Source organism: Neobacillus sp. OS1-32 (assembly GCF_030915425.1).
In the GTDB taxonomy this organism is placed as follows: domain Bacteria; phylum Bacillota; class Bacilli; order Bacillales; family Cytobacillaceae; genus Neobacillus; species Neobacillus paridis.
Genome location: NZ_CP133263.1, coordinates 2,426,913 through 2,449,399, shown reverse-complemented (window position 1 = coordinate 2,449,399; position 22,487 = coordinate 2,426,913). Strand labels below are relative to the sequence as shown.

Sequence of the window (22,487 nt, the reverse complement as noted above, 5' to 3'; positions counted from 1 at the left end):
GAATGGAAGGTGGCATATGAAATGAGTTTCTACCAGGTTTTAGTTTTCATTCATATATTTTCGGCAATTATTGGCATGGGGCCAGGATTTATTCTAACCACAGTAGTTAAATCTGGAGATAACATGACAGAGTTAAGACACTCTTATGCGATTCGCCATCGTCTGCATATTTATGTAATGATTGGCGGTACTTTGCTCCTTGTGACGGGTTTGCTAATGGGGTGGATGAATCCAAGCCTATTTCAGATGGGATGGTATGTCACAAGTTTAGTGCTCTTTCTTGCCGCGTTGGCAATTGGCCCAATCATGTTAACACCAAGATCGAAACCAATTAAAACACTGCTTGCAACCCATAAAGGAGAAGAAATCCCCGAAGAATATCGCCGTTTATCAAAAGAACTGTTTTTCTATGAAAATGTTGAAAACATCATTTTTATGATCATTATTGCACTGATGATAACAAAACCTTTCTAAGCTTAACCAAACTTGGGCCTTACCTGTCCAGGTTTTTTTACGTCTTCGATACTTTTAGTGTAACATCCCTTTGGGAAAAACCTGATGAATTACCCAGGTCTTTCTGCTAAGCTTACAATGAACGACCTTTTGGAGCGGGGAACAAGGAGGTTTCTTGATGAGTAATGAAGCGATTCTCATTATTGAAGATGAAGAGAAAATTGCCAGACTGTTAGAATTGGAACTGGAATACGAAGGCTACCGTGTGACGAAGGTATTGGATGGTATAGAGGCATTGGAAGTTTATCGGAAAGGTAAATGGGATCTAATTTTATTAGACATTATGCTGCCGGGGTTAAGCGGTATTGAACTGCTGCGGAGAATCAGAGTACATAATCAGCAGACTCCTGTATTGCTACTAACAGCGAAGGATTCCGTTGAGGATAAAGTATCGGGTCTTGATTTAGGTGCAAACGATTATATTACTAAACCATTTCAGATAGAGGAATTATTGGCTAGAATTCGTGCTGCCCTTAGATATAGGCCAGCAGCGGAACAACTAGAAGAATCTGGCTGGTTGACCCTTGCCGATTTAAAGTTGAATGAAAAAACAAGAGAGGTCTCAAGAGATGGTGTCGAGCTGGAATTAACTCCAAGAGAATTTGATCTGCTTGCCTATCTGTTAAAAAACAAACGACAAGTCTTGCAGCGGGAGCAAATTTTAGCGGCGGTCTGGGGCTATGATTTTTTTGGTGATACCAATGTAGTGGATGTCTACATCCGCTATTTACGAAAGAAAATTGATTTGCCGCAGCAGCCATCCCTAATTCATACGGTCCGTGGGGTCGGCTATGTGATAAAGGATGCCAAATGAAGCTGAAAAATAAAATCAATTTGTCCACAGTCGTCCTTTTCGCGCTGCTGCTGCTCGTCATGAATCTATCCGTTTATTTTTTATTTAGCCGGCTAATGGTAAATACGCAGCTTGAGATTGCTAAAAAAGAGGCGATCAAAACGGCCGAATCCTTTAATGATTCAAAACGGGCAATACCGGAAAAGGAGCTGCTGCGTGCCCATGTTCCTGTTAGCGGGATGATCCGGATTGTCCACGAGGATATAAAAAATACTGTTACAACGACGTCGCCAACCGAACAAAACTTAAGGAATTTAAAAGCGGTTTATTATTCAAAGGATGTAAATAAACAGTTGAAAATCGGTTCGCACAGTTATATTTTTTCTGCGCTGCCGATACTGTTACAGAATGGGGATTTGGCTAGCTTGCAGATTTATAAAAATATTGATGCAACCGTGTCGATGAGTAGAACCCTGCGTCTCGTCTTAACAATTGTGACCATTCTCGTTCTGCTCCCAACGTTCGTCTCCAGTCGTATCCTTAGTAATTTTATTATTCGTCCGATTTCTTCGATGATTAAAACCATGAGTGATATTAAAGAAAGCGGTCAGTTTAAGCGGCTGAATATCAACCATCAATCAAGGGATGAGCTCTATCAAATGGGAGAAACCTTCAACCATATGATTGATTTATTGGAAGCAAATTTTGAAAAACAGAAACAATTTGCCGCCAATGCCTCACATGAACTGAGAACTCCGTTAACCGTGATTGAAAGCTATGCGAGCTTATTAAAAAGACGCGGTTTACAGGACCCAAAGATTTTTACAGAATCGATCGAGGCGATTCATTCTGAAGCCATTCGGATGAGAGAGTTAACAGAACAACTTCTATTATTGGCGAAACTTCATGAAAAGTGGGATATCCGGCGGTCCCCCATAAATATAACTGAATTGATTCAACAGACCATAAAGGCTTTTCAAAGTGCCTATCATCGAACCGTTATTTTTGCTGGTGAGGAGATGGAGGCCTTGTTTGCGAATACTGATGAGCAAAAACTACGTCAGCTGCTTTATATTTTTCTTGATAATGCTAGGAAATACAGTGACAATGTCATTACTGTTTCCTTAGATACTGTAAATCATGATCAACTGCGGATTCAAATTATTGATAAGGGAATTGGCATTTCCAAAGAGGATTTACCGAAGGTGTTTGATCGGTTTTATCGTGTTGATAAAGCAAGAAGCAGGAAAAGCGGTGGTACTGGACTTGGACTGTCATTGGCAAAGGAAATAGCAGCAGCCCTCGATGTAGAAATTTCGCTGGAAAGTCAATTAGGCAGCGGAACAACTGTTTCTCTTTTCATAAAAACGGAAAATTAAATAATTCTCAGCAATTTCTCATTTTCATATTGCAAAATTGGGGTAAGAGAGAAGTGAGAGGGTGTTACGAATGCGTAAAAAAAATTGGTTGTTCATGCTGTTTTTCAGCCTTATTCTTATCAGCGTTTTGCTATTTTTCATTGACCTCCAGCGATGGACTGGTTCGAAGACAAGGGCTGAGGCACTTTCTATTCCGGAAGCAAGACAATTGGTGGAGCAGCGCTATAAAGGGGAAGTCACGAAGATAAGGCAGGTAAATAATCAGTACGTAATCGAAATGGAACGGGCCGATATCAAATATGAGGTAAAGCTGGGAATGGACGATGGTGAAATACTTGCCTTTACCAAAAAAAGCGGTGCCCAAGACGAAGCTACCGCTAACCAATCACTGCCACAACTGAATCAGCCATCCGTTACAACGGAAGAAAAGGGAAAAAAACAACAAACAGCCATTACGGAGAAAGCGGCAGCTGAAATTGCCTTGCAAGAGGTTAACGGAACGGTCGATGATATTGATTTAGAAACCACTGGAGACACTAGCTATTATTTAGTTGAAATTGAAACGGCTGCTGATAAAGAGGCCTTAGTGCAAATTCATGCGATTACCGGAAAAATAATATCAATTACCTGGGATGATTAAAGTTTTTTCTCAGCAAATGTTAATCTCTCGTTCCTTTTCTTGGAATTGCAAACTAAAACAAGCGAAACGGACTTAGAAATCGATGCACATACCGGAAAAATTGTGAAAATAGAACATGACCACTAACTGAAAAAATCCAAAGGAAGCGGAAGAAGATTCTTCCGTTTTTTTGATCTTACATAACTAATAGAGCGAAATATTATTATATTAAAAATATTTTTAATACTATTAAATTCTATTTAATATAAATGAATTATCAGGAGGATACAAAGGATATTTTTAATTGGCAGGAACTTCATTGTTGCTAAATGAACAAAAAGCAAATAAAATAAAGTTTATATAAAAAATATAATATTGATATAATGACAAAATTATTTTAATCCTATTTTACTATACTTTTAGGGTTAAAAGTTATTCGAAAAAACATCAAAGATTGGAGAGGTGCGAATGAAAAAGAGGAAAATTAGTTTAGCGTGGCAAATTTTTATTGGACTGGCATTGGGGATTATGGTTGGTGCTATTTTTTATGGAAACCCGCATGTGGCTGAGATTTTACAGCCTATTGGAAATACTTTTATTCGTTTAATTAAAATGATTGTTGTACCGATCGTCGTTTCAAGCATTATTGTCGGAGTGGCCGGTGTTGGCGACATGAAATCGTTAGGTAAGCTCGGCGGAAAAACACTCATTTATTTTGAAATCATTACTACTATTGCTATTGTAGTTGGCTTGTTTGCTGGAAACGTATTTCATCCCGGAACAGGTATTGATCGTTCACAGTTAACCAAAACGGATATTAATACTTATGTGGAAACGGCGAAAACAACTGAAACCCATTCAATGGTCGATACCTTCGTCAATATCGTCCCAACAAATATTATTCAATCATTGGCAAATGGCGATATGTTAGCGATTATATTCTTTTCTGTGATGTTCGGACTCGGAGTCGCGGCTATTGGAGAAAAAGGGGAACCGATTTTAAAGTTCTTTAGAGGAACGGCTGATGCCATGTTTTATGTGACAAACCAGATTATGAAACTGGCGCCAATTGGCGTTTTTGCTTTAATTGGGGTTACGGTTTCGATGTTTGGTTTGTCTTCGTTAATTCCACTTGGCAAACTAGTGATTGTTGTTTATGGCGCCATGGCTTTCTTTATTCTTGTGGTGCTCGGTATAACTGCAAAAATGGTCGGAGTAAACATTTTTAAATTTCTCAAATATCTAAAGGACGAACTGTTATTGGGTTATTCCACCGCAAGTTCCGAGACAGTCCTTCCAAGGATCATGGAGAAAATGGAAAAGTTAGGATGTCCGAAGGCAATTACTTCGTTTGTGATTCCAACCGGGTATTCCTTCAACCTTGACGGATCTACTCTTTATCAGGCAATTGCAGCGTTGTTTATTGCCCAAATGTACGGCATTCATATGAGCATTACTCATCAGATTACTTTGGTGCTTGTGTTAATGGTTACATCAAAAGGAATTGCTGGTGTCCCTGGAGTATCCTTCGTTGTCCTTCTAGCGACATTAGGCAGCGTGGGAATTCCTGCAGAAGGGCTTGCCTTTATTGCTGGGATTGACCGGATCCTTGATATGGCCCGGACATGTGTCAACATTGTCGGAAACTCATTAGCGGCAATTGTTGTTTCCAGATGGGAAGGACATAAGCTTGATAAACAGGAAGAAAAATTAGCTGCATAAAGCAAAAAACATTGGGTGTCTGGCACTTTGATAGTGTCAGGCACTATTTTTTTGTCCATCAGGATCCTTAGCCCAGTTCTTTAAATGTAATTTCTTGTTCATTTTCTGTTCATATTGCGGCTATAAACTAGTGATGTCAAAAGGAAAGTGAGGGAAAGAAAATGAACATGGCGTGGAAAGAAATGAAGAAAAATAAAGGACGATTTTTAATTCTGGGCTCCATCATTTTTCTAGTTAGTTTATTAACATTTATTATATCTGGCTTAGCAAATGGATTATCACAAGATAATGCTGCACTCATTAAGGATTTGCCAAATGGTCAATTTTTCATGACAAAGGAAGCAAACCAAACCTATAATCTTTCAAAAATCAGTAATAAGACCCAAACTAGCGTGTTAAGAAAACACAAGGATGCTGTAGCATTTTCCATTCAAATGGGATTTATCAATGAAGGTTCTGGAAAACAGCGGAGCGTTGCTTTTGTTTCTTCAACTGCTTCGCCGTTATTTTCGAAGGTAAATAAAGGCGAGGTTGTTCTCGACCGTTCGCTTGAGAATGATGGAATTAAGATTGGTGATACTCTAACGAATAATCAATACAATGGCAAATTCATTGTCAAAGGCTTTGTGGACCAGAGCAAATTTAGTCATGCACCTGTCGCCTTTATTAATGTCGCCGATTACAAACAAATTTACCGGATTCAGGAAATGCAGCTGATTTTCATACCGGGCGGGGATTCCGGAGAAACCATCGCGGGCCTAAAATCCTTTTCGAAAGATCAGTTTCTGAACACCATTTCCAGTTATAAAGCAGAACAACTGTCACTTAATATGATGGTTTGGTTTCTCGTTGTTATTAGCGGTATGTTATTTGCCATCTTTTTTTATATGATGAACGTTCAAAAAATTGGTTTATACGGGATTCTAAAGGCGATCGGTGTGAAAACAAGTGTCCTGTTTACAATGATGTGGACGCAAATGATATTTATTACCATTTTTGCGTTGACTATTTCTATTGCACTGGGCCAGGTTTTTAATCTCATAGCACCCAAAGGGTTACCGTTTAGTTTAACGGTGGGAACGACTGTTCAATTGTCGCTTACATTCTTGTTGATCGGGTTTGTCGGAGCGACGCTTTCAGGAATTCAGATTAAGCAAGTCGGACCATTACAAGCAATCCAACAAGGAGAGGTTTAATATGACAATTTTTACAATCGATAAGGTTAGAAAAACGTTCATGAATGGTGAAATGAAGGACGAAATCCTTAAAGGAATCAGCCTTTCTCTTAAGGAAGGCGAGGTGACAGCACTAGTAGGTGCCTCTGGCTCAGGGAAAAGCACTCTCCTTACTATTGCAGCAGGACTTCAGCCGGCCTCAGATGGTAAAGTATTATTTGAGGGGCAAAATATCACTGCTATGAACCAAGAACAGGTTCGGAAAATACGGGCAAGTAAATTTGGCTTTGTGCTTCAATTTGCCCATCTCGTACCGTTTCTTACCGTTGAAGAACAATTGATGCTAATGCTGGATGTTGCCGATACCAAGTTGAAAAAACGTCAACAAAAAAAGGAAATTGCCAAAATCCTTAAATTAGTTGGAATGGAACATAGAAAGGATGCTTATCCGGCTTCATTGTCCGGCGGGGAGAAGCAGAGGGTGGCAATAGCCCGAGCTATCATCCATAAACCGAAAATTCTTTTTGCCGATGAACCAACTGCCAGCCTGGATTCGAAAAAATCAAAAGATGTCATGCTCCTCATCAGGGATCTGACAAAAATGCTGAAAATGGCAACGTTAATGGTGACTCATGATGAAGAAATGCTTTCCTATGCGGACCATGTTGTCAAAATGCGTGATGGTTTGGTGCAGTAGGAGAAGTTTCACTTTATCGTAACGAATAGAGGGATAGTTAATGACGAATATTCTGATTGTCGATGATGATATTTATATTTTACAGCTATTAGAGATTCAGTTAACCGAGCTGGGATACGGAGTATTTAAGGCAAAGGACGGTACCGAAGCGCTGCGGATCTTAAAAAAGGAAACCTGTCATTTAGCCGTCGTGGATGTAATGATGCCGTTTATGGATGGATTTTCACTAACAAAGGAAATCCGCAGGCAGTATGATATTCCAGTTATTCTATTAACGGCCAAAAATCAAATTGATGATAAGGAGCAAGGCTTTCAGGCGGGTACTGACGATTATTTAGTAAAGCCGTTTGAACCGAAAGAATTAAGCTTTCGGATCAAGGCATTGCTGCGAAGATATGATCATCAACCGGATGATGCCATTGTTCGCATTGGCAATACAACGATTAATAAAAAAAGCTATGAAGTGACAATTGGGAATCGGACGTTTCTTTTGCCGTTGAAGGAATTTGAATTGCTTTATTTTCTCATGTCCCATCCAGCACAGGTTTTCTCCCGAGACCACTTGATTGAACAAATTTGGGGTGTGGATTATGAAGGCGATGAGCGTACGGTGGATGTCCATATTAAACGATTACGAGAACGTTTTGCGGGACTAACCGAGGATTTTCAAATTAAAACCATAAGAGGGGTCGGATATTCACTGGAGGCAAAAGGCCGATGAAGTCTCTTTATGTAAAATTTATCGTCATTACTATCGGGATTATGATGTTAAGCAGTACTACTGCTTTCATCGTCTCTAATGTCTATTACCAGCAAAAATTAAAACCGTATAATGACCAAAAAAACACAAAAATTGCCCAGGATATTGCCGCATTTGCTGGAAAGCATTCAGAAATTGATTTGAATGATTACCTAGAAAGCATCTCGGCCATTGGCTATCAAATCTACTTGGTTGATCCCAGCGGTAAAGGAACATTTTTTGGAGCCACCTTTAGAGATAAACATTTGACTCATGCAACAGTTGAACGAGTACTGACTGGCAACGTTTATCATGGAATTCAGAAGTTTCCCCGGAAAACCTTTGTCACAGGTTTTTTTGCTAATGAATTAAAAAATACCATTGGCGTTCCGCTGACATATAAAGGGAGCACTTATGCTCTTTTCATTCGGCCGGACATTAAACTACTGTTTAACGAGATGCATTTTCTATTCGCTTGGATGCTTGGATTATCGATTTTTTTGAGCATTGTGTTGGTTGTTTTTAGCACCAAATATTTAGTCAGACCCATTTCAAAGCTAACCAATGCAACGAAATCACTGGCACGCGGCGACTTTAATGTTAAGCTCGACATCACCAGGCACGATGAACTGGGCGAACTTTCCCATAGCTTTTTACAAATGGCGAGGAAACTAGAACAGATGGATGAAATGCGGAAGGAGTTTATCTCCAACATCTCTCATGATATCCAATCCCCATTGTCCAATATCAAGGGATATATAAACCTTTTGGAAAAGAACACCATTAGTCAGGTGGAACGGTCTGGATACATTTCAATTATTAATGCTGAAATTAAGAGACTTTCGACTTTAACCAAGCAATTATTGCTTCTTGCCTCATTAGATCGAAATGAAGATATTATGAAGAAAAAACGATTTAATCTCGGCCGGCAAATAAAGGAATTGGTGAGAAGTTATCAATGGATTATTGGGGAAAAAGAAATCATGCTAAGCTACTCCTTGCCAGATATCGAAATCACCGGCGACCCTTCATTATTAAATACCGTTTGGGATAATCTGTTAACGAACGCGATTAAATATAACCAACCGAATGGCACTATCGAGATTTTGATAGAGGAAAAAGATAAGACGGTATTCGTCACTTTTAAGGACACAGGAATTGGCCTCAAGGAGACGGAAATCGACAGGATCTTTGATCGTTTTTATCGGGCGGATTTAGCAAGAACCCGCACCACCGAGGGAACCGGGTTAGGACTTTCGATAGTTGCTGCGATTGTCAAATTGCATAACGGTAATATTCGTGTTTTCAGTAAGGAAAATGAAGGGACTACTTTTATTGTGAGGCTACCGATGCATTCCAATTAAATCAAAACAAGCATGGAATTTTTGCCTTTGTGCTTTCTGAACGGGTACACGAAAGTATGTTACTGTTTAAAAAGCGCTATTTCCGTTTATATCCAATCATAACCCCCTATTGTTTATCTTAAAATAAGATTGGTTCGCTAAAACAAAGGGGGAATATAGTTTGAAATGGCATAAACGGATACTTTCCATGATTCAGGAACGTCAGGACAAAAAAGTCGCTTTAGCAGTTGATACCTCAACGAATGAAGCTCCGGTTATCCTAATCAATAACATTGTGACACTTTTTGAAAAAGTAAAACCGGACACCCTATTGGTGCAAGCTGATTTTAAAATAAGAAGCATTACACCGGTGAAAAGTGGGATTATCAAATACCATACTCACGGGAAATCGTCCTATACTCTTGTGCTTGAATGGGCCAAAGAAGAGAAGATTGACACTTTGTTCTATGTCACTGATGTCACTGGCTTTCTGCCTGAAGAAATGGAAAGTGTTGATTTTGAATTATTCTGGCTGGTATCAGGCACCTTTATGCCGCGAATCCCATTTGGAAAGGCAATTAAGGTTGCATAAATAGAAAAGGCTGTTCTGTTAGTTAGGACAGTCTTTTTTAGTTAAAAATTGCCACTTTGGGTATTTTCAGAGAAAATAAGTATATAGATATTTATCGGAAAAGGGCGTTTGTTATGAAACTTGTATATTGGATGTTTAAAATATTGGTTTTGCCATTGTTAATGTTCATTGGAATTAATTTCATGAAGACGGCAGGATGGTGGGCTCTGATTATGACAGTTAGCATCTTTGTCCTCGTCAACTGGCTGCTTGACCGAAAAATCAACCAATATAATCATCAGTACTTTCTTAATAAATTTCCTGTTTTGGAGGGACTAAAGTATGGACAAATCATCTCGGTTGAATTGCTGAATGGAAAAGTTCTAGAGAATCGCATCTTTGCTTCCGCGCTTAGTTCAGAAATATTAATTGGTTCAGAACCGGTTTCTGATAATCAATTGGAGGATTTTCTAAACGGTATTAAGAAAACCCAATGGATAAGACTTAAAAAGGTAAAGTCGATTACCATCATTAAGTAAATCTAATAATCGACCGGAACTAAATTTGTTTTAATTATAATAGTGAAAACAGCATCAATAGAAAAATAATGATAAAGGTAAGAGCGGAGCCAATAATGATTTGATTTTGGATACTCTCATCCTTATTTATTCTTTTTAATATAGCTGTTAAGTTTAAAAACCACAATACTCCCAGTATGGGGGTTATCAATAACCAAAAAAAATACTGTTCCATGAATGTCCTCCCGAAAATGATTTAAAAATTTTAACTCAAATATATTTCGCAAGATAACCTTGATTTTCCTTTTTTATATTCAACTAATCTGCAAAAATCACATTGAAGGGAGGTGGGTTCTTCATTTGGATAATTTTTTTAATAAGGATAAATCAGATCAAGGGGTGATAAAATGTCTAAAAAGGAAATGACTGGATGGGTAAAGTCAATTATCATTGCGCTTGGAATCACATTTGTGGTTAGGACATTCCTTTTTTCGCCTTACATTGTGAAGGGGGATTCGATGAAACCAACGCTTCACGATGAGGAAAAAATGTTTGTGAATAAATTGGTCGATTTTTCAAGAGGAGATATTGTCATTATTAGAGGGCCGAAAGAAAACTATGTGAAACGGGTGATTGGTTTTCCCGGCGATAAGATCGAAATGAAAAATGACCACTTGTGGATCAATAACAGGATTTTTAAAGAACCCTATCTTTCAGATAATTTGAAACTGGCTCAGCAGCACGGAAGCCGCTTAACAGAAGACTTCGGGCCGATTATCGTTCCGAAACACCATTATTTTGTCATGGGGGACAATCGCTTGTACAGCAGGGACAGCCGTAACGAGCTTGGCTATATTAATGAAGATAGTATTATCGGCAAAAGTGAATTTGTTTTCTATCCATTAACGGACATCAGGGTTGTCAAATGATTTAGGAGGAGAATGAGAATGGAAAAAGTAAGACAAATCATCGCATTAGGCGGTGGCGGTTTTTCAATGGAACCGGAGAACCCGCTCCTCGATACTTATATTTTGCAGCAATCTCATAAACCAATACCGAAAATTTGTTTTTTAGCTACTGCGAGCGGCGATGCGGATGGCTATATTTCTAACTTTTATCGCTTTTTTGAACGCCAAAATTGTGAGCCTTCTCATTTGTCGTTATTTAGACCAAGCACCAGGGATCTGGAAGGATTTATTTTAGATAAAGATATTATCTATGTCGGCGGTGGCAACACCAAGAATCTATTAGTTTTGTGGAAAGAATGGGGACTCGACAAAATTTTAAACAAGGCATGGAATCAAGGAATTATTTTGGCAGGAATCAGTGCTGGTTCTATTTGCTGGTTTGAAGAAGGGGTAACGGACTCTTATGGTGATCAGCTTGAACCTATTAAAGCTTTGGGTTTTTTAAAGGGCAGCAACTGTCCGCATTATGATGGGGAAGCGGAAAGAAGGCCGGCATATCACAGGTTAATAGAAACAGGAAAATTACAATCCGGCATAGCTGTGGATGACGGGGCCGCAGTCCATTTCATCGAGCAAGATCTTTATCAGGCTGTCAGCTCAAGACCTGACGCCAAGGCATACCAGGTCTCGTTTGCTGGAAAAATAATTGAATCGGAGCTTAAGACAAAGTACTTGGGTGCTGAAATCTAGGACATATAACATTGATTTACTATTGCTGAAGGACAAAACCGTGGTAGAACCAGTTGAAAGTGTCCTTCATAAGCAGGATGAAGGACAAAACCGTGGTAGAACCAGTTGAAAGTGTCCTTCATAGGCGTTATGAAGGACAAACCAGCGGCGGAACCAGTTGAAAGTGTCCTTCATAAGCGGTATGAAGGACAAACCAGCGGCGGTATCAGTTGAAAGTGTCCTTCATAGGCGTTATGAAGGACAAACCAGCGGCGGAACCAGTTGAAAATGTCCTTCATAAGCGGTATGAAGGACAAAATCGTGGTAGAACCAATTGAAAGTGTCCTTCATAAGAGTTATGAAGGACAAACCAGCGGCGGAACCAGTTGAAAGTGTCCTTCATAAGCGGTATGAAGGACAAAACCGTGGTAGAACCAGTTGAAAGTGTCCTTCATAAGCAGGATGAAGGACAAAACCGTGGTAGAACCGGTTAAAAGTGTCCTTCATAAGCGGTATGAAGGACAAAATCGTGGTAGAACCAGTTGAAAGTGTCCTTCATAAGCGGTATGAAGGACAAAACCGTGGTAGAACCAATTGAAAGTGTCCTTCATAAGCAGGATGATTGAAGATGATCACGGGCATTTCCAGCAAATTAATAACTTTATAGAAAACAACCAATTTTGAAGGGAGCTGCCTCAATGGCAGCTCTTTTTCAAGTAAAAGAGGGCTATAATCTTTAAACCTGCTATATTATAATTACTCATTTATTAGATGAACAAAGGAAAATTTTCACAAAAAGCTCTTTGAATCTACATTTACTTGTTTTATAATTTAAAATGTTAACTTATATTTAACTTAAGTTTACTAATATAAAATGAGGTGATGATGTGAATTGGATGAGCCTGGCCAAAACGGTGATTGATGGTTATCAGCTGTCTAAAGAGGAAGCAACGGAAATTCTAAATTCAAATGACGAAGAAATTTTATCATTGGTCAATGCTGCCTATGAAATTCGCAAATATTATTACGGTAAAAAGGTAAAGTTAAACCTGATTATTAATGCAAAAAGCGGTCTGTGCCCTGAGGACTGCGGCTATTGCGCCCAATCGATTAAGGCTAAAACAGAAATTGACCGCTATTCTCTGATCAGCAAACAAACAATTGTCGAAGGCGCCAAAGAAGCGAAAAAGAATCGGATTGGTACATATTGTATCGTCATGAGCGGACGGAGACCTACCAATAACGACGTCGATACGGTGATTTCTGCTGTGGAAACAATAAAAAATGAAGTTGAGCAGCTCAAAATTTGTGCCTGCATGGGGCTGGTAACAGAGAAGCAGGCGGTCAAGCTAAAAGCTGCAGGTGTGGACCGATTTAATCATAATATCAATACTAGTGCCAATCATCATGCCAATATTACGACAACGCATGATTACGAAGACAGAGTTGCCACGATAGAAAATGTAAAAAGTGCCGGTATTTCACCATGCTCTGGTGTTATTTGTGGTATGGGTGAAACAGACGATGATATCGTCGATATGGCCTTTGCTTTGAAAGAGCTGGATGCCGATTCGATTCCAGTTAATTTCCTTCACCCAATCAAGGGGACAAAACTGGAAGACATGAACGATCTAACACCGATTCGCTGTTTGAAAATTTTAGCCTTGTTCCGTTTTATCAATCCAACTAAAGAGATTCGCATCTCGGGCGGCCGTGAATTCAATTTACGCTCGCTTCAGAACTTAGGGCTGTTTATTGCCAACTCTATTTTTGTCGGTGATTACTTAACCACAGATGGACAGTGCCCAGAGGAAGATTATCAACTCATTGAAGATCTTGGATTTGAAATTGAAGACAACCCATTTGAGGTTGATCGCCAAGCTGTTGCCAAGATTCATTCATAACAGCCGTTTTATTCTAGGATAAAATCGCTTAATAAGCTTTGGATACTATCGTTAAAAAGGTCCATCTAAGGACAAATCGACTGGACAAACCAGAGCAACTGTCCTTGATAAAGCTCTATTGCCAATCATAGTCTTGAAGTATAACCTATAACTAAAAGGCCTGTTCCAACTTATGAAATGTACCGTTTGTAAAGGACATTTTACATAAAAAGAACAGACCTTTTTCTATAAAAAACAATTTATTTCTGCTGTGCAGCCAAGAATACTTTCTGTGCGGCTAGCACGCCTGCACCTGGTTCGAAAGAGTAGTTGAAATCCTGTAAACCTGCTTCCAACAAAGACACGGCTTGAAGAATATCACTTGGGAAGCAGTAACCCATATGGCCAAATCTAAAGATTTTTCCTTGAAGATGTCCAAGCCCGCCAGCAAAATCAAGATGGTATTTCTTTTTCAAATGACCTAAAAATTCTCCTAGGTTTAACCCTTCAGGGGCCTTAATTGCCGTAATCGTTGGCGAAGCATATTCATCAGCAGTCAACAAACCGATTGAAAGAGCCCTCATTGCTTGACGGACCATATTTTTCATCAGTTCATGTCTAGCGACTGTTTGGGAAAACCCGCCTTCCTCCTCGATCAAATCGCAAACAGCAGATAGGCCAAAAATTAACGACACAGCTGGGGTATTTGGTGTCATGCCCTTCTCGGCCCATTCGCGGTAGCTTAATAAATTTAAGTAATAGGATGGTGTTTGATTTTTTTCGATCACCTTCCAGGCTCTGTCACTCACGCTTAACAGTGCAAGTCCAGGCGGCAGCATCATCGCCTTTTGCGATCCTGTCACTAAAATATCGATCCCCCATTGATCCATTTCAGCAGGGGCACCGCCGATACAGCTGACCCCATCGACAATAAAGAGGGCATCTGTTTGCGTACGGACGACTTGAGCTAAGCGATTAACAGGATTCAAGATTCCTGTTGAAGTTTCATTATAGGTAGCAAAGACCGCCTTCACATTGGTTAATGATTTTAAAAACTCAGACAATTCTTCTTCCGTACAAGCTTCGCCCCAAGGTTTTTCCAGCTTATGGACTTTGAAGCCGTACTTTTCACAAATAGAGACAAAATAGTTGCCAAACGCGCCGACGGTGATCACTACCACTTCTTCTCCGGGAGAAACAGTATTGACGGCTACTGCTTCCAATGCGGCGGTACCACCGGATGGAATGAGTATAATCTCCTGCTTGGTTCCAAAAATAGGCTTCACCCGGTTTGTCGTCTTACGATAAAGTTGAACAAATTCTTCACTGCGATGACTGATCATATCTTGGTTCATCGCCAGCTGAACCTTTTTTGGAATCGGAGTAGGACCAGGATGACGTAAAATATTCGGATACATAAAAAATTCCTCCCATAGATTTTTGAATCTTCGATTAAATTATAGCAATTATGTAACCCATTTAGTAGAGTTATATATATTCTCTTGGTGAAGGAGTATAATGAGTTAGGTTTTTGCTTTTTCGCAAATTGGTCAGAAAATTAGACTGGCATTTAAAATTGTAGTCGACAAATCTTTAGAGGTGAAGAAAAAATGAAAGTTACGCTCTTTGCAACATGTATCGTCGATATGTTCCAGAGCAATGTCGGAAAGGCGACGGTTAAACTGCTTGAAAGACTTGGCTGTGAAATAGAATTTCCTGAATCTCAAGTTTGCTGTGGGCAGCCTGCGTATAATAGCGGTTATGTAAAAGAATCAAAAGAAGCGATGAAACGAATGATCGAAACATTTAGCAATGCAGAATATGTTGTCTCGCCATCCGGTTCTTGTGCCTATATGTTCCATGAGTATCCTCATATTTTTGCAGGGGATCCTGTATGGGAGCCAAAAGCATTAGCATTAGCGGAAAAAACATATGAACTAACGCAGTTCATTGTCGATATTTTAAAAATAGAAGATGTTGGTGCAAAGCTGGAAGGGACGGCCACTTATCATACCTCTTGCCATATGACAAGATTGCTGGGGGTCAAAGAAGCGCCGATGATTTTATTGAAAAATGTTAAAGGACTAAAATTCACGGAGCTCCCTGGTAAAGAACAATGCTGCGGCTTTGGGGGTACCTTTTCAGTCAAAATGGCCCAAATTTCGGAGCAAATGGTGGATGAAAAAGTCCGTCATGTTGAAGAGACAGGTGCCGAATATCTTATTGGTGCAGATGCAGCCTGTCTCATGAACATTGGTGGCCGAATGGGGCGGCTCGGAAAGCCAATAAAAGTCATGCATATTGCAGAGGTCTTAAACAGCCGATAATAGATTAATTTTGGAAGGGATATCTGTAATTTTCAATTATATCCGCAATTTTAGACAGGATATCTGCAATTTTTCAATTATATCTGCAATTTCGGACAGGATATCTGTATCTTTTCAATTATATCCGCAGAATTACTTTCAAGAAAAAGTGGAGGGATTTCCATGGCAATGAAGATTGGCACGGAACAGTTTAAGGAACGTGTTGATAATGGATTAAATGATGAATTCATGCGCGGTGCAGTGGCAAGTGCCCAGGATGGGATGAGTCTGAAGCGCAGAGCGGTTACCACTGATGAGCTGGGCAATTGGGAAGAGTGGCGCAATCACGCAGAAGAAATCCGCCAGCATGTTCTGGAATACCTGGATTTTTATTTGGAACAATTAAGTGAAAATGTGGCTAAACGCGGCGGTCACGTCTTTTTTGCCCAAACAAAGGAAGACGCCAATGAATATATCCGCAGCGTTGTCCAAAAGAAAAAGGCAAAAAAGATTGTTAAATCAAAATCAATGGTAACGGAGGAAATCAGCCTAAATGCAATGTTGCAGGAGGAAGGCTGTGAAGTGGTCGAGACAGACCTGGGCGAGTATATTCTTCAACTGGATGACCATGATCCGCCGTCACATATCGTGGTCCCTGCTTTACACAAAAACAAAGAACAAATTCGGGAAGTTTTTGCCGAGAAATTAGGCTACACGAAAACATCCAAACCGGAAGAGCTTGCCTATCAGGCTCGTGTTACCTTAAGGGAAAAATTTTTACAAGCGGATTTGGGGATAACCGGCTGTAATTTTGCCGTTGCTGAAACAGGTTCCTTCAGCTTAGTTACAAATGAGGGGAATGCAGATTTAGTGACAGCACTGCCAAAAACACAAATTACTGTTATGGGAATGGAACGAATTGTGCCTACCTTTGAAGAAATGGAAATCCTCGTCAGTATGTTAACAAGAAATGCTGTCGGACAAAAGCTGACAAGTTATATTACTGTGTTAACAGGTCCGCGTGAGGAGCTGGATGTTGATGGGCCAGAGGAATTTCATCTTGTTATTGTGGACAATGGCAGGTCCGATATTCTCGGCGGCGAGTTCCAATCTGTCCTGCAATGTATCCGCTGTGCTGCCTGTATAAATGTCTGTCCGGTATACCGGCAAATCGGCGGTCATTCTTACGGTTCGATTTATCCGGGACCGATTGGTGCTGTGCTTACGCCGCTGTTGGGCGGTTATGATGAGTATAAGGAACTTCCTTATGCCTCTACCCTTTGTGGTGCCTGCACAGAAGTCTGCCCGGTAAAAATTCCGCTCCACAATCTGCTTTTGAAGCATCGCGAAATGATTGTTGAAAAGGAAGGAAAGGCACCTGTTTCTGAAAAACTGTTAATGAAGGCGTTTGGTCTTGGTGCAGCATCTCCAACCCTTTATAAAATAGGTTCAAAACTTGCCCCAACTGCCCTAAATCCTTTTACATCAGGGGATAAAATTTCAAAAGGTGTGGGGCCGTTAAAGGCCTGGACCGAGGCTCGGGATTTCCCGGCTCCCAATAAGGAGAGATTTAGGGATTGGTTTAAAAGCCGTGAGAAAGGAGACAAATAACCATGGTCGGTACCATTCAAAATCGTGATCAATTTTTAAATCAAATTGCTAATCGTCTTAATCGGCCGCGGATTACCATTCCGCTCGAAAGACCCAATTGGAAATATCAGCCGCAATATGAGGTATTTAAGGATACATCTCAGGATGAGCTGCTAGAAATTTTAAAAAAACAATGTAAAATAATCCACACCAAGATTTTTACGACGGATTTGGCAGGGCTTCCCGGGGTTGTGAATGATGTCGTTACGGAATATGGCGGCGGCCCGGTTGTGACCTGGAAGGATGAGCGTTTCTCCAAGTGGGGGCTCGATCCGCTTATGAAACAACAGTGGCCAGCGCACAATATTGAGCTGTTTGAGTGGGATTATACGTTGGGAGACGAAAATATACATAAGGCGGAGAATGCAAATGTTGGCATCACGATTAGCGAGATTACCCTTGCCGAATCAGGAACCGTCGTGTTGTTTAGCGATAAGGACAAGGGACGGACGGTAAGTTTCCTGCCGGCCACATCGATTATGTTGATTCCCAAGAGCAGCCTTGTCCCCAGAATCACTCAGGCGGCAGTAAAAATGCGAGAAATTTTTCAAGAAACTGGACATGTGGCATCATGCATCAATTTTATTACCGGTCCAAGCAACTCGGCCGATATTGAATTAAACCTCGTCGTCGGTGTCCATGGTCCGATCAAAGCTACTTATATTGTGATTCATGATCTGTAATTTTGAGGGTCGATCCTTGCTGGGGTCGGCTCTTTGTTGTGTTAATTTTTATGAAAGAGTGTTCAAAACAAGACTGTTTCAATTGAAGGGCAAAAAATATCATTTTTTAAGGCGGATATCTATCCGTTGCGGGCAGCCATCCATGTGAAAATGGATCCCAATAACAGTAAGCGAATCTTCAGTTTCGACGATTTAAGGCTTGTGGATGAAAATGGCGAGACATGGAATAAAATTGCTAACGGAATCACTGCTAATCAGATTTCACCAGAGGAAGCGATTATTTATCTGCAAAGTAATTATTTCCGTGAACCGAAGGAACTGTATCTTGTTCTGAACAAAATCCAAGCGGTCGATAAGGATGAAGACCATGTCATCGTCGATCCAAAAAATCAGAAAATCTTGAAACAGCCAAAAGGCCGTTTCTTAAGCAATTTGCGCGTAGAGGGAAATGATTTGATTTTTGATATGCATGCGAAAAAGGAATTCCGTTCCTTTCCATTTACAAAAATAACCGATGCCAGTGGAAGAGAAATACTCTCTAAATACAGTTCAATACTTGCAAGCGATGAAGAAGGAGTCACCGAACTGCACGTTAACATTCCCAATCTGAACACACGGCCAAATCCAATTTTCTTAGAACTAACCGCCTACCCTTCCTGGATCAAAGGCAATGAAAAAATAAAGATAAAATAAGGATGAAATGAAGATGCCTGACACCAATCAGGTGCCTTTTTTGAGTTTAAGTGGGTATTCGTGTAAAGAATAAGCCAAAAGAATGGTACATAGAAATATATAAATGCCTAAGGATTACTAGAAAAGTGGAAATATTCGGTTATAATAGAGTTGTCATATGTCAAGACAGTTAATATACTAGTAGTGAACAAGAAAATGAAAAAGGAGGCTTTTCTTTATGAATAACCAGAGTATGTGGTCTTTAAAGTTTTCAACGGCGGCACTTGTTCTGATCCCTGTTGCCGTAGGCATTAACTATATTGGTAAATTCATAGCCGGGGTGTTGAAACTGCCTTTGTGGCTTGATTCCATCGGCACGGTGCTGGCAGCGATGCTGGGCGGTCCGATTGTCGGAGCATTAGCTGGAGCCATTAATAACATTATTTATGGGTTTACGGATCCTATTTCTTTTGTATATGCGATTACGAGCGTGGCGATTGGATTGGCCGTAGGGATTTTGTTTTATAAGGGCTTTATTTCCGGCTGGGGAAAAGCAATGGTCGCCGGACTCATCATCGGATTGGTAGCCACGGTTGTTTCCACACCATTAAATATCGGCTTTTGGGGAGGTCAAACAGGAAATGTTTGGGGGGATGCCCTGTTTGCATTCATACTGGCAAACACGGATTCAACCTGGCTTGCCTCTCTACTTGATGAACTCGTTGTTGATGTGCCTGATAAATTATTGGTCGTGTTAATAAGCTATGGGATTTACAAAGGATTACCGCGTAATTTTGTCCAATTATACAATAACAACGATAAGGTAGAAACTTTGGATTAAGCCGTATAAAAATTGTTTTATCATTTTTTATACTTGTAAAATATTAGCGAATTTTTTAGATATATTAGCTAATCTATAAGTTTTATTAGCGAATCCAGGACATTTATTAGCGAATTGAAGAATTTTATTAGCGAATCAAAAAAGCAGCAATCTGTAGAAATGCCTCTGAAAAAGAAAGCTGGTGAAGCTGTTTGAAATCGATTAGCTTGTTTGTCGAGCGGGAATCGTTTGTACATGGGATCGATCCGATCACGAAACTCTACTATATTTTATTTGCTATCATCATTCCGATTATTTTGCCATCGTTCACGATTTCCGCCATTTGTTTAGGAACTAGTATAATCTTATTGATTTTTGCCAAGGTAATGCGCAAAACGTTGCCGGTTTACAGTTTTGTCTTTTTTGTCCTGATAACCGTCGTGATTATCCAGGGGTTGTTTAAGCCGGGAAATGAAACAGTACTGTTGCAGCTTGGTCCGGTGGCGATGTATAAGGAAGGGCTGCAATTTGCTTTAACCATTGTCTTTCGGGTTACCAACATTGTTAGTGCCTTTATGATTTTGGTGCTGACAACAAAGCCTTCAGACCTGGTGGAAGCGCTCGTTCGCAAGGGAATGTCGCCAAGAATCGGCTATGTCATTGTGTCGGTTTTTCAAATCATTCCGGAGATGATGACGACGATGAGTACGATTATGGACGCGCAGCGGTCACGGGGAATGGAGACAGAAGGAAAGTTGCTTGTTCGAATTAAAGCCTTCATTCCGTTGCTTGGGCCGGTTGTCTTGGGGTCGCTCATCAATACCAAGGAACGGGCGATGGCGCTTGAAGTTCGCGGCTTCAATTCCCGTAATCCGAAAACCTATTTGAATGAAGAAAAAACCTATCCGAATAGCCGATTTATACAGGCTGTAATGTTAGTCCTTACTGTATGTGCCGTGGCATGGAGGATGTTTTTATGAAAAAGATTGTGGTCGATCATCTGAAATATAAATATCCACTGAGTGAGGTACTCGCCCTTCAAGATATTTCCTTTCAAATTGAAGAAGGAGAATTCATCGGAATCATTGGCAAAAATTCCTCCGGAAAGTCGACGTTGTGTCAGGCGCTGGTTGGTCTTGTTCCGCATTTTTATAAAGGTGCCTACGGCGGGAAAGTTATCGTGGACGGGCTTGAGGTAAAGACTCATACGATTGCCGAAATTTCCTTAAAGGTAGGAATGGTGTTTCAAAACCCGTTCACGCAGGTAACAGGCTCGAAAATGACGGTATATGAAGAAATTGCCTTTGGGCTCGAAAATATTGGCCTGCCGCGGGATGAAATGCGCCGGCGAATTCATGAAGTGCTGAAGTTGCTGAAAATTGAACATGTGAAGGATCGCAGTCCGTTTGATTTGTCGGGGGGACAAATGCAGCGGATGGCCATCGCCAGTATCATTGCGATGAAACCTGATGTTCTTGTGCTGGATGAACCGACCTCACAGCTCGACCCGACGGGTTCCGAGGAAGTATTTCAGGCAATTCAAGACTTAAGCGGTCAAGGAATTACTGTCATTATGGCCGAGCATAAAATGGAAAAAGTCGCCCAGTATTGCAATCGGGTTTTACTGCTGCATGAAGGGAAACTAGTCGATTTTGCTGCCCCTGAAAAACTATTCTCCCGCGATGACCTGGAAACATATGGAGTGGCTGCCCCGGTGTACACTAGAGTATGTAAAGCATTAGGTATGAAAAAACAGGGGTGTGACAGCTATCCGGTGACATTGAAGGATGCGGAACTGGCCTTAAGGGGGTCACTCGGATGATAAAAGTATCCAATCTGTCCTTTTCCTACACCGGCGGAGGGGTTCCGGTGCTTTCTGATATTAATTTGGAGTTTGATCAGCGGACAACGGCGATTATCGGACAAAACGGTGCCGGAAAAACCACCTTTGTAAAGCTCTTAAAAGGCTTATTAAAAGCAACTTATGGGGAAATTTTGATTGGAGAATACGATGTAAAAATGAGAACCGCCGCTGAACTGGCGCGAAAGATTGGTTTGGTGTTTCAGAATCCCAACGATCAAATTTTTAAACGAACTGTTTTGGACGAGACCATGTTCGGACTGCTGAATATTAAAATGGGAAGATATACAGCCGAAAAGCTCGCGGTCGAGGCGCTGGAACTGGTCGGACTAGACGATAAATTATCCATGAATCCGCATGACTTAAGCTTATCGGAAAAGAAGCTGCTCTGTATCGCCTCGGTGGTGGCGATGGATACAGACATTGTGATTTTTGACGAACCAACGATCGCCCAGGACCACGCCGGTAAGGAAATCATCCGCCGAATCATTCAGAAATTGAAGGAAAAAAACAAACTAGTGTTAACAATCATTCATGATATGGATTTTGTTGCCGAGAATTTTGATAGGACCATAGTCTTTAATGAAGGGAAGGTTTTGCTTGATGGCAGTACAAGAGAAGTTTTTTCACAAAAAGACGTCCTTGAGGAAGCGAACGTCGAACCTCCCGGAATCACCCAATTGGCTAACCGACTAGGGCTAAAGAATACAATTTTAACAGTCAGATGAATTTTTGCATGAATGCGCAAAATAGCAAAAAAGGCCTATACACCAGTACGTAGACTTGGACTCTCGAGGTGGGGGTCTTACTTCTCGTTAAGACGGGATAAAGGAAAAAACTCAATATTTTTATCGAGAAGAAAATGGGCACTACCTCCATTTTCTTTTTGTTTGTGTTTATGGAAAA

The 22,487-nt window shown here is 40.5% G+C and carries 23 protein-coding genes and 1 pseudogene; 22 read left to right on the top strand and 2 right to left on the bottom strand.

Features of this window, described 5'->3' with window-relative positions; all coding sequences use genetic code 11:
* The first annotated feature begins 21 nt into the window (after positions 1–21).
* The 11 genes from RCG24_RS12280 to RCG24_RS12230 all read left to right on the top strand — a co-directional run bounded on the left by RCG24_RS12280 (position 22) and on the right by RCG24_RS12230 (position 10,090).
* Complete coding sequence (locus RCG24_RS12280) at positions 22–474, top strand: DUF2269 family protein (RefSeq protein WP_202652818.1); 453 nt, start codon at positions 22–24, stop codon at positions 472–474.
* Between the two features lie 157 nt (positions 475–631).
* Entirely contained in the window at positions 632–1,327 is a 696-nt protein-coding gene (locus RCG24_RS12275; RefSeq protein WP_308077105.1) for a response regulator transcription factor, read from the top strand.
* Positions 1,324–2,685 (top strand): sensor histidine kinase, encoded by a 1,362-nt coding sequence (locus RCG24_RS12270; protein ID WP_308077104.1) that lies wholly within the window; start codon positions 1,324–1,326, stop codon positions 2,683–2,685. The genes RCG24_RS12275 and RCG24_RS12270 overlap by 4 nt, the downstream gene beginning before the upstream one ends.
* 70 nt (positions 2,686–2,755) lie before the next feature.
* A complete protein-coding gene (locus RCG24_RS12265) occupies positions 2,756–3,325 on the top strand; it encodes a PepSY domain-containing protein (RefSeq protein ID WP_308077103.1) in 570 nt (189 codons plus the stop codon).
* A gap of 447 nt (positions 3,326–3,772) precedes the next feature.
* Positions 3,773–5,026 carry a cation:dicarboxylate symporter family transporter gene (locus RCG24_RS12260; RefSeq protein ID WP_308077102.1) on the top strand — a complete coding sequence of 418 codons (1,254 nt, stop codon included), beginning with the start codon at positions 3,773–3,775 and terminating at the stop codon, positions 5,024–5,026.
* A 161-nt stretch (positions 5,027–5,187) separates the two neighbouring features.
* A complete protein-coding gene (locus tag RCG24_RS12255) occupies positions 5,188–6,222 on the top strand; it encodes an ABC transporter permease (RefSeq protein WP_308077101.1) in 1,035 nt (344 codons plus the stop codon).
* Between the two features lies 1 nt (position 6,223).
* On the top strand, positions 6,224–6,898 hold the full coding sequence (locus tag RCG24_RS12250; RefSeq protein WP_308077100.1) for an ABC transporter ATP-binding protein: 675 nt from the start codon (positions 6,224–6,226) through the stop codon (positions 6,896–6,898).
* 40 nt (positions 6,899–6,938) lie between these two features.
* Positions 6,939–7,619: a response regulator transcription factor gene (locus tag RCG24_RS12245; protein ID WP_308077099.1), complete on the top strand. Its 681-nt coding sequence runs from the start codon at positions 6,939–6,941 to the stop codon at positions 7,617–7,619.
* Entirely contained in the window at positions 7,616–9,001 is a 1,386-nt protein-coding gene (locus RCG24_RS12240) for a sensor histidine kinase (protein ID WP_308077098.1), read from the top strand. Before RCG24_RS12245 ends, RCG24_RS12240 begins: the two co-directional genes overlap by 4 nt.
* 160 nt (positions 9,002–9,161) lie before the next feature.
* A complete protein-coding gene (locus tag RCG24_RS12235; RefSeq protein WP_308077097.1) occupies positions 9,162–9,572 on the top strand; it encodes a vWA domain-containing protein in 411 nt (136 codons plus the stop codon).
* Positions 9,573–9,685: 113 nt separating this feature from the next.
* Positions 9,686–10,090, top strand: coding sequence for a hypothetical protein (locus RCG24_RS12230; RefSeq protein ID WP_308077096.1), 405 nt, complete (start codon positions 9,686–9,688; stop codon positions 10,088–10,090).
* Between the two features lie 34 nt (positions 10,091–10,124).
* Here RCG24_RS12230 and RCG24_RS12225 read toward each other — a convergent pair whose 3' ends face one another.
* The gene (locus RCG24_RS12225; RefSeq protein ID WP_308077095.1) at positions 10,125–10,304 is read right to left on the bottom strand and encodes a hypothetical protein; all 180 of its coding nucleotides are present in this window, start codon (positions 10,302–10,304) and stop codon (positions 10,125–10,127) included.
* 172 nt (positions 10,305–10,476) lie between these two features.
* Between RCG24_RS12225 and lepB the strand changes: the two genes are divergently transcribed.
* From lepB to bioB, 3 genes are all read left to right on the top strand, one after another.
* Positions 10,477–10,998 carry a signal peptidase I gene (gene lepB / locus RCG24_RS12220; protein ID WP_308077094.1) on the top strand — a complete coding sequence of 174 codons (522 nt, stop codon included), beginning with the start codon at positions 10,477–10,479 and terminating at the stop codon, positions 10,996–10,998.
* An 18-nt stretch (positions 10,999–11,016) separates the two neighbouring features.
* Complete coding sequence (locus RCG24_RS12215; RefSeq protein ID WP_308077093.1) at positions 11,017–11,727, top strand: Type 1 glutamine amidotransferase-like domain-containing protein; 711 nt, start codon at positions 11,017–11,019, stop codon at positions 11,725–11,727.
* Between the two features lie 875 nt (positions 11,728–12,602).
* Entirely contained in the window at positions 12,603–13,610 is a 1,008-nt protein-coding gene (gene bioB / locus RCG24_RS12210; RefSeq protein ID WP_308079167.1) for a biotin synthase BioB, read from the top strand.
* Positions 13,611–13,849: 239 nt separating this feature from the next.
* Here the strand turns inward: bioB and RCG24_RS12205 are convergent, their stop codons facing one another.
* Positions 13,850–15,007: a pyridoxal-phosphate-dependent aminotransferase family protein gene (locus tag RCG24_RS12205; RefSeq protein ID WP_308077092.1), complete on the bottom strand. Its 1,158-nt coding sequence runs from the start codon at positions 15,005–15,007 to the stop codon at positions 13,850–13,852.
* Between the two features lie 192 nt (positions 15,008–15,199).
* On the opposite strand from RCG24_RS12205, the gene RCG24_RS12200 reads away from it, so the two are divergent.
* From RCG24_RS12200 to RCG24_RS12165, 8 genes and pseudogenes are all read left to right on the top strand, one after another.
* Positions 15,200–15,916 carry a (Fe-S)-binding protein gene (locus RCG24_RS12200; protein ID WP_308077091.1) on the top strand — a complete coding sequence of 239 codons (717 nt, stop codon included), beginning with the start codon at positions 15,200–15,202 and terminating at the stop codon, positions 15,914–15,916.
* Between the two features lie 162 nt (positions 15,917–16,078).
* Positions 16,079–17,506: a LutB/LldF family L-lactate oxidation iron-sulfur protein gene (locus tag RCG24_RS12195; RefSeq protein WP_308077090.1), complete on the top strand. Its 1,428-nt coding sequence runs from the start codon at positions 16,079–16,081 to the stop codon at positions 17,504–17,506.
* 2 nt (positions 17,507–17,508) lie between these two features.
* Positions 17,509–18,228 (top strand): LutC/YkgG family protein, encoded by a 720-nt coding sequence (locus RCG24_RS12190; protein WP_308077089.1) that lies wholly within the window; start codon positions 17,509–17,511, stop codon positions 18,226–18,228.
* Between the two features lie 78 nt (positions 18,229–18,306).
* A pseudogene (locus RCG24_RS12185) lies at positions 18,307–18,921 on the top strand (DUF5643 domain-containing protein); the annotation flags it as partial.
* Between the two features lie 217 nt (positions 18,922–19,138).
* Positions 19,139–19,741: an ECF transporter S component gene (locus RCG24_RS12180; protein WP_202652806.1), complete on the top strand. Its 603-nt coding sequence runs from the start codon at positions 19,139–19,141 to the stop codon at positions 19,739–19,741.
* Between the two features lie 191 nt (positions 19,742–19,932).
* Positions 19,933–20,700, top strand: coding sequence for an energy-coupling factor transporter transmembrane component T family protein (locus RCG24_RS12175; protein ID WP_202652805.1), 768 nt, complete (start codon positions 19,933–19,935; stop codon positions 20,698–20,700).
* Positions 20,697–21,542, top strand: coding sequence for an energy-coupling factor ABC transporter ATP-binding protein (locus RCG24_RS12170; RefSeq protein ID WP_308077088.1), 846 nt, complete (start codon positions 20,697–20,699; stop codon positions 21,540–21,542). Before RCG24_RS12175 ends, RCG24_RS12170 begins: the two co-directional genes overlap by 4 nt.
* Positions 21,539–22,309, top strand: coding sequence for an energy-coupling factor ABC transporter ATP-binding protein (locus RCG24_RS12165; protein ID WP_308077087.1), 771 nt, complete (start codon positions 21,539–21,541; stop codon positions 22,307–22,309). The genes RCG24_RS12170 and RCG24_RS12165 overlap by 4 nt, the downstream gene beginning before the upstream one ends.
* Positions 22,310–22,487: the final 178 nt, after the last annotated feature.